At 67.2% G+C, this 5,581-nt stretch carries 6 protein-coding genes and 1 pseudogene; all 7 read left to right on the top strand.

The genetic code is table 11. The features are described 5' to 3' along the window. A pseudogene (locus VN047_RS09825) lies at positions 1-1,294 on the top strand (type II secretion system protein GspD); the annotation flags it as partial. Beyond that, positions 1,291-2,784 (top strand): type II secretion system ATPase GspE, encoded by a 1,494-nt coding sequence (gene gspE, locus VN047_RS09820; protein WP_325542196.1) that lies wholly within the window; start codon positions 1,291-1,293, stop codon positions 2,782-2,784. The pseudogene VN047_RS09825 and the gene gspE, both read left to right, overlap by 4 nt. Then, a complete protein-coding gene (gene gspF / locus VN047_RS09815) occupies positions 2,777-3,991 on the top strand; it encodes a type II secretion system inner membrane protein GspF (RefSeq protein ID WP_325542194.1) in 1,215 nt (404 codons plus the stop codon). Before gspE ends, gspF begins: the two co-directional genes overlap by 8 nt. A 32-nt stretch (positions 3,992-4,023) precedes the next feature. Continuing rightward, on the top strand, positions 4,024-4,497 hold the full coding sequence (gene gspG / locus VN047_RS09810) for a type II secretion system major pseudopilin GspG (RefSeq protein WP_414712692.1): 474 nt from the start codon (positions 4,024-4,026) through the stop codon (positions 4,495-4,497). Next, positions 4,472-4,954 carry a GspH/FimT family pseudopilin gene (locus tag VN047_RS09805; RefSeq protein ID WP_325542189.1) on the top strand — a complete coding sequence of 161 codons (483 nt, stop codon included), beginning with the start codon at positions 4,472-4,474 and terminating at the stop codon, positions 4,952-4,954. Before gspG ends, VN047_RS09805 begins: the two co-directional genes overlap by 26 nt. Further along, on the top strand, positions 4,944-5,330 hold the full coding sequence (gene gspI, locus VN047_RS09800; RefSeq protein ID WP_325542187.1) for a type II secretion system minor pseudopilin GspI: 387 nt from the start codon (positions 4,944-4,946) through the stop codon (positions 5,328-5,330). The genes VN047_RS09805 and gspI overlap by 11 nt, the downstream gene beginning before the upstream one ends. After that, on the top strand, positions 5,327-5,581 hold a 255-nt coding region (locus VN047_RS09795), incomplete at its 3' end, for a PulJ/GspJ family protein (RefSeq protein WP_325542185.1). The genes gspI and VN047_RS09795, both read left to right, overlap by 4 nt.

The following is a 5,581-nucleotide window of genomic DNA, read 5'->3' as shown; positions in this document are numbered from 1 at the left end:
CGCCGCACCCGCGCCGGCCGCCCCGACGTCGGTCGGGGGCGGCGGAACCGGCAGCATCTCGACCCGTGGCCCCGCGATCGTCACCCGCTACGAGGGCGCCAATGCGATCATTGTCGCCGCGAACAGCGAAGTGCAGCGGATGCTCGGCGAACTGATCCGCCAGCTCGACAGCCGGCGCCAGCAGGTGCTGGTCGAGGCGATCGTGGTCGAGATTGGCGACGATGCGGCGAAACGGCTCGGCGTCCAGTTCCTGCTCGGCGGCAAGAATATCCCGTTTGTCGCGACGAGCTACAGCAACGCGCAGCCCAATATCCTGACGCTCGGCGGCGCCTATGCCGCGACCAAGCTGACGCAGGACAAGACCACGGTCGACGGCGAAACCGTCGTCACCCAGACCTCCAGTTCGCTCGGCAACAGCCTGCAGGAAGCCGCGGCGGCGTCGCTGCTCGGCGCGAGCGGCGGTTTTGCAGGCTTCGCGGGCGATATCGGCAAGAATACGATCTTCGGCGCGATCATCAACGCGGTAAAGTCCGACACGACGTCCAACCTGCTCGCGACCCCGCATATCGTCACGCTCGATAATCAGGCGGCGAAATTCCTCGTCGGGCAGGAAGTCCCGATCACGACGGGCGAAGCGCTCAGCGACAATTTCGACAATGCCTTCCGCACCGTCCAGCGTGAAGAGGTGGGCATCAAGCTCGACGTCACCCCGCAGGTCAACGGCGCGGGCGAGGTGAAGCTGTTCTTGCGGCAGGAAGTGTCGAGCGTCGCGGGGCCCGTCTCGTCGCGTAACAGCGATCTCATCCTCAACAAGCGCTCGTTCGAAACCGTGCTGACCGTCGACGATGGCGAAATCCTCGCGATCGGCGGGTTGCTCAACGACGACGAACGCCGGACGATCGAGCGTATCCCGTTGCTCAGCGACATTCCGCTCATCGGCGAACTCTTCAAGTCGCGCAGCCGGACGCGCGCGAAGACCAATCTCATGGTCTTCATCCGCCCGACGATCCTGCGCAATCGCGAAGACAATGCCGCGCTCACCGCGCGCCGCTACGGCTATATCCGCGACTTCCAGTTGCAGCGAAATCCTGATCAGGAGCCCGCGATCGACACACTGGTCCGCGATTATCTGGGCGCGGTGCCGCCGGTGCCGACCACGCCGACGGCCGCCGACGTCACCGTCGGGCCGGTCAACCTGCCCGAATTGCGTGGCTCCGACGGTCGCATCACGCCGACCGACGTGCCGCCTTCGACCTCGCAGGCCCCCGCTCCCCCGACCGGAGACTATCCGTGACCGACATCGAACCGGCGGCGCCTCCCCCGGCACCGGTTGATATTCCCTATGGTTTTGCCCGCACGCATGGCGTCGTGATCGCGCCGGGCGAAAACGGCGTCTGGCTTGCGACGCTCCGCGAGGGCAGCGATCCGGCGGTGCTGATCGAGGTGAAACGCTACCTCGCGCAGCCGCTGCGCGTCGCCACCGCCGACGCGGCCGAATTCGACCGGCTGCTCTCGGACCATTATGCCATCGACAGCTCGGCCGCCGCGATGGCGGGTTCGCTCGACGGCAGCGACATCGACTTCAGCCTGCCGAGCGCCGAGGACCTGCTAGACAGCGCCGACGATGCCCCCGCGATCCGCCTGATCAACGCGATCATCGCCGAAGCGGTGCGGCAGGGCGTCAGCGATATCCATATCGAACCCTATGAAAGCGGGCTCGTCGTGCGGATGCGTACCGACGGCGTGCTGCGCGAGCATCTGCGCATGCCGCCACATGTCGCACCGGTCGTCGTCAGCCGCATCAAGGTGATGGCGCGGCTCGACATTGCCGAACGCCGCGTGCCACAGGACGGGCGTATCGGGCTGACGCTCGCGGGCAAGGCGGTCGACGTCCGTGTCTCGACGCTTCCCAGCCGCGCGGGCGAGCGTGTCGTGATGCGTATCCTCGACAAGGATGCGGCGGGGATCGACTTCGACGTGCTCGGCCTGTCGGGCGCCGCCGACCAGATCTTGCGCGAGGCGCTCGCCGAACCCAATGGCATCATCCTCGTCACGGGGCCGACCGGATCGGGCAAGACGACGACGCTCTATGCCGCGCTCAAGCAGCTCAACGACGGCCAGCGCAACATCCTGACCGTCGAGGACCCGGTCGAATATGCCGTCGACGGCGTCGGTCAGACGCAGGTGAATTCCAAGGTCGGACTCGATTTCGCCGCGGGGCTGCGCGCGATCCTGCGCCAGGATCCCGACGTCGTGATGGTCGGTGAAATCCGCGACCGCGAAACCGCCGATATCGCGGTGCAGGCGTCGCTGACCGGGCATCTTGTCCTTTCGACCGTTCACACCAACGATGCGGTGGGCGCGATCACGCGTCTCAAGGATCTGAAGGTCGAACCCTTTCTGCTCGCCTCGACCTTGCGCGCGGTCCTTGCGCAGCGCCTCGTTCGCAAGCTCTGCGACCATTGCCGCGAGCCGGTGCAGGCCGACAACAGCGTCGCCGCGATCCTCGGGCTCGACATCGGCACCGTCATCTGGCGCCCGAAGGGCTGCGACCAGTGCGGCGGCACCGGCTTCAAGGGTCGCATCGGCGTGTTCGAGGCGATCAAGGTCGACGAAACCGTCCGCCGCTACATCTACAATGGCGGTGACGAGGCGATGATCACACGCCATGCGTTCCTGAAATCGCCGACGCTGGCATCGGCCGCGCGCGCGATGGTCGCGAAAGGGCTGACCACCGCCGAGGAGGCGATCCGCATCGCGCGGCGCGAGGAAATCGATGCCTGATTATCGCTATGTGGCGATCGATCCGCAGGGCCGCGAGCGCAAGGGGCGGCTGACTGCCGCGGGCGACGATGCCGCGCGCGCCGACCTGATCCGCCGCAAGTTCCATATCGTCGCGGTCGAGGTCGCGGGCGCGAAGCCCGCGGGTCGCTCGCTGCTCGCCTTTCGGAAGACCAGGCTCGGTAGCAAGGAACTCGCGCTCTTCACCCGCCAGCTTGCGACGCTCGCCGAGGTCGCACCGCTCGAAGAGGCGCTGCGCACGCTGACGCGCCAGAGCGAGGCCGAAAGCGCGCGCGCCGTCATCGGCGACGTCCACGCCGGGTTGCTCGAAGGACGCCGTCTCGCCGACGCGATGGCGCGCCAGCCCGCGAGCTTCCCGCCGCTTTATCGCGCGATGGTCGCCGCGGGTGAAACCACGGGCAGCCTCACGACGATCCTCGCGCGGCTCGCCGACCTGCTCGAACGGCAGGCCGAAGTGCGCGGAAAGCTGATCGCGGCGCTGGCGTACCCGATCGTGCTCGCGATCGTCGCGATCGGCGTCGTCGCGGCGCTGATGATCTTCGTCGTCCCGCGCGTCGTCGAGCAATTTACGGACAGCGGCCAGCAATTGCCCTTTCTGACCCGCGCGGTGATCGCGATATCGGGCTTTGCGGCGAACTGGTGGTGGCTGATCGCCTTGCTGATCGCAGCGGCGAGCTTTGGCTGGGTGACCGCGATGCGTCGTCCGGCGTTCAAGGCGCGCGTCGATGGCCGGCTGCTTCGCCTGCCGCTGTTCGGACGCCTGCTCCGCGATCTTTACGCGGCGCGTTTCGCGCGCACGCTGTCGACGATGGTGTCGAGCCGCCTGCCGCTGGTCGAAGGGCTGAAACTCACCGTCCCGACGATCCGCAACGCCGCGCTGGCCGGCGCGACCGCCCATATCGTCGACCAGGTGCGTGCGGGTGGCGGTCTCTCGGCGGCGCTCCGCGACGCCGGGGTCTTTCCGCCGCTGCTCGTCTATATGACCGCCAGCGGCGAAAGCGCGGGGCGGCTCGAGCAGATGCTCGAACGCGCTGCCGATTATCTCGAACGCGAATTCGACCGCTTCACGGCGGCGTCGATGGCGCTTCTCGAACCTGTCATAATTGTCGTTATGGGGTCGTGCGTGGCCCTGATCATCCTCGCCATTCTGCTTCCGATCCTTCAGTTGCAGAACCTAGCCGGACTATGAAAATGTCGCTGATGAAGCTAATCGTTCGCCTGATGCTCGATACGTCCTGTTCCGATCGGAGCCGACCGCCGGCCTTGCGCCGCAAAAAGGACGAGCGCGGCTTTACGCTGACCGAATTGATGGTTGTGATCTTCATCATCGGCCTGCTCGCGACGGTGGTGATGATCAACGTCCTGCCCAGTCAGGATCGCGCGATGGTGACCAAGGCCAAGGCCGATATTTCGACGCTCGAAACCGCGCTCGAACAATATCGGCTCGACAATCTGACCTATCCGGCATCGACCGACGGACTGAACGCGCTCGTCACTGCGCCGCCCGCGCTCGCGCAGCCCGAACGCTATCGCCGCGGCGGCTATATCAAGAAGCTGCCCGCTGATCCGTGGGGCCGTCCCTATAATTATCAGGCGCCCGGGCCGAACGGCAAGGCGTTCGACGTCTGGTCGCTCGGCGCCGACGGCGCCCCCGGCGGGACCGACGACAATGCGGACATTCGCAGCGACGGCTGAGACGCGCGCGCGTCCCGACGCCAACGGCTTCACGCTGGTCGAACTGATGGTCGTGCTCGCGATCATGGCGCTCGCCGCGACTGCGGTCGTCCTCACCATCCCGGGCGAGGAACGCACGGTGCGCAGCGAGGCCGACCGTCTTGCGGCGCGCCTTGCCGCCGCGCGCGATGTCGCGGTGATCGAGGGGCGCAGCGTCGCGGTCAATTTCGCGCCGTCGGGCTATGGGTTCGAACGGCGGATATCGGGCGAATGGCAGCCGCTTCCCGGCCGCGCCTTCGAACAGCGGAACTGGCCGGGCGATGTGCGTTTTTCGGCCGGAAACGGGCAGGGCGCGGCGCGTGTCCTGTTCGACCGCGTTGGCATCAGTCCGACGCCGCAGGCGATCGTCCTGACCGGCGGCGATGCGCGCGAGATCGTGCGCGTCTCGGCAACCGGGGAGGTCAGCCGTGGTCAATGATGACGGCCATCGCTCGCTACCCGTCGAAGGGGGGTTCACGCTGCTCGAAATGCTGGTGGCGCTCAGCGTGATCAGCATCGCCGCGCTCGCGCTGATCCGCCTCGATGCCTATGCCGTGCGGACGGCGGGCGACCTCGACGAGAGCACGATGGCGGGCATTGTCGTACAGAACCGCGCGGTCGAACTCTGGACCGATCCCGCGCCCCCGACGATCGGGAACAGCACGACCGGCGTCGCCAACGCGGGGCGCAACTGGCGCGTCGAACAGCGCGTCGCGAAGACCGCCGACGATGCGCTGCTGCGCATCGACCTGATGGTCCGGCCTGAAAGCGGACGCGGGCAGGCGGCGCTGACGATCATCCGGCCGTCGCGATGAAGGACGAGCGCGGCTTCACCCTCGTCGAGATGCTCGTCGCACTCTCGATCTTTGCCTTGATCGCGGCGATGGGTGTCGGCTTGCTGCGCAGCAGCATCGATACGCAGGACGCGGTGCAGGGGCGGCTGAAGGGGATGAGCGGTATCAACCGCCTGCGCGCGGTCATGGCGAACGACCTCGCGCAGGCGGTGCAGCGATCGACGCGGGGCCCGGCGGGCGAGGCCGTCCCGGCGTTCGTCGGCTCCGCGACC

Origin of the sequence: Sphingopyxis sp. (assembly GCF_035565275.1) — a bacterium.
Classification (GTDB): domain Bacteria; phylum Pseudomonadota; class Alphaproteobacteria; order Sphingomonadales; family Sphingomonadaceae; genus Sphingopyxis.
The sequence above is the reverse complement of the archived record's forward strand: the minus strand, read 5'-3'. Positions and strand labels throughout refer to the sequence as shown.

Bases quoted from the DNA above. Each gene is read 5' to 3' on its own strand.
- gspF (WP_325542194.1), top strand. From the start codon at position 2,777: ATGCCTGATTATCGCTATGTGGCGATCGATCCGCAGGGCCGCGAGCGC.
- VN047_RS09805 (WP_325542189.1), top strand. From the start codon at position 4,472: ATGCGGACATTCGCAGCGACGGCTGAGACGCGCGCGCGTCCCGACGCC.
- gspG (WP_414712692.1), top strand. From the start codon at position 4,024: ATGCTCGATACGTCCTGTTCCGATCGGAGCCGACCGCCGGCCTTGCGC.